This is a genomic window from Plesiomonas sp., assembly GCF_051650925.1.
Lineage (GTDB): Bacteria > Pseudomonadota > Gammaproteobacteria > Enterobacterales > CAMTGL01 > Plesiomonas.
In genome coordinates, this window is sequence record NZ_JBOFRH010000343.1 from 1 (window position 1) to 2,000 (window position 2,000).

1 protein-coding gene is annotated in these 2,000 nt (G+C 47.5%); it reads left to right on the top strand.

Going from position 1 to position 2,000, the window contains the following annotated elements:
- A partial coding sequence (gene speC / locus ACRC27_RS07940; protein WP_438639606.1) for an ornithine decarboxylase occupies positions 1-1,729 on the top strand: 1,729 nt, incomplete at its 5' end.
- Positions 1,730-2,000 lie beyond the last annotated feature (271 nt).

Here is a 2,000-nt window from a genome sequence, read left to right on the forward strand (position 1 = left end):
ATTTTTTGAGTTTTTTGGCGAAACGCTGTTTCGTTCAGATATGTGTAATGCCGATGTTAAGCTCGGTGATTTGCTGATCCATGAAGGCGCACCGTGTGAAGCACAAAAACATGCAGCAAAAGTTTTTAATGCCGATAAAACTTATTTTGTGCTTAATGGGACATCTGCATCGAATAAAGTGGCAACCAATGCGCTGTTAACCCGTGGTGATTTAGTGTTGTTTGATCGTAATAACCATAAATCAAACCATCATGGCGCACTGTTGCAAGCTGGCGCGACACCGGTTTATCTCGAAACGGCCCGTAACCCGTTTGGTTTTATTGGCGGTATTGATGCGCACTGTTTTAATGAGCGATATTTGCGTGATGAGATCCGTAAAGTTGCGCCAGAAAAAGCGGCCGCTCAGCGCCCGTTCCGTTTAGCGATTATTCAGCTCGGCACGTATGACGGTACTATCTACAATGCACGTCAGGTGGTGGATACTATCGGCCATCTGTGTGATTACATTTTGTTTGACTCAGCGTGGGTAGGTTACGAGCAGTTTATTCCGATGATGAAAGAGTGCTCACCGTTATTGCTCGATCTGAATGAAAATGATCCGGGTATTATCGTGACCCAATCGGTGCATAAACAGCAGGCTGGTTTCTCACAAACCTCGCAAATCCATAAAAAAGATCGCCATATTAAGGGGCAAGATCGCTACTGTAACCACAAACGCTTTAACAACGCCTTTATGATGCACGCATCAACCAGCCCGTTCTATCCTCTGTTCGCGGCACTGGATGTCAACGCGAAGATGCACGACGGTGAAAGTGGTCGCCGTTTGTGGATGGACTGCGTGAAAACCGGTATCGAAGCACGTAAATTGCTGCTCAACACGTGTAGCATGATCAAACCGTTTGTACCGCCTATGATTGACGGGCGCAAATGGGAAACGTTTGATACTGATGTCATGGCCAATGATTTGCGCTTTTTTGATTTTGTGCCGAATGAAAAATGGCATGCCTTTGAAGGTTATACCGCGCACCAATACTTTGTTGACCCGTGCAAATTTCTGCTGACCACACCGGGTATTGATGCCGCCAGCGGTGAATATACTGAGTTTGGTATTCCGGCCACTATTTTGGCTAACTTCCTGCGCGAAAACGGCATTATCCCTGAAAAATGTGATTTGAACTCGATTTTGTTCCTGCTCACACCGGCAGAAGATCTGGCTAAAATGCAGCATTTGATTGCCCAGATTGCCCGCTTTGAACATTTGGTTGCCGAAGATGCACTGCTGAGTGATGTACTGCCAAGCATTTATCGTGCGCACGAAGCCCGTTATCGCGGCTACACCCTGCGTCAGCTCTGCCAAGAGATGCACGATCTGTATGCCAGTTATAATGTTAAGCAACTACAAAAAGAGATGTTCCGCCAGTCTCACTTCCCGAAAGTGATGATGAACCCGCAAGATGCACACCTTGAGTTTGTACGTGGCAACGTTGAATTAGTGGCGCTGTGTAAAGCTGAAGGGCGTATTGCGGCAGAGGGCGCACTGCCTTATCCACCGGGTGTACTGTGTGTTGTTCCAGGCGAAGTGTGGGGCGGGGCGGCGCAGCGTTACTTCTTGGCGCTAGAAGAGGGGATTAACCTGCTACCGGGCTTCTCACCTGAGTTACAAGGGGTGTATATCCAGCAAGAGCCTGACGGCACACAACGGGCTTACGGGTATATGATCAAACAATAAGTCAGTCAGCCATATTCAGTTAGCGTTATATTGGCTAACGCGGATATCGCATTCACCACGCCCTTCCTACCGAAGGGCGTTTTTTATGGCGCTTGAGAGGCGCTTACAGCCGTTTTTTTTGTGTATGATACAACTTGATAAATCACAACCTCACAATGACACTCTCAGCATGCCAGAAGAACAGACCTGTTTTGACACACACCTCTCTCATACTCAAACTCTCACGCAGAGTACTGAATCTGAATGCCCGTCAGAGACAGACCCAATACCT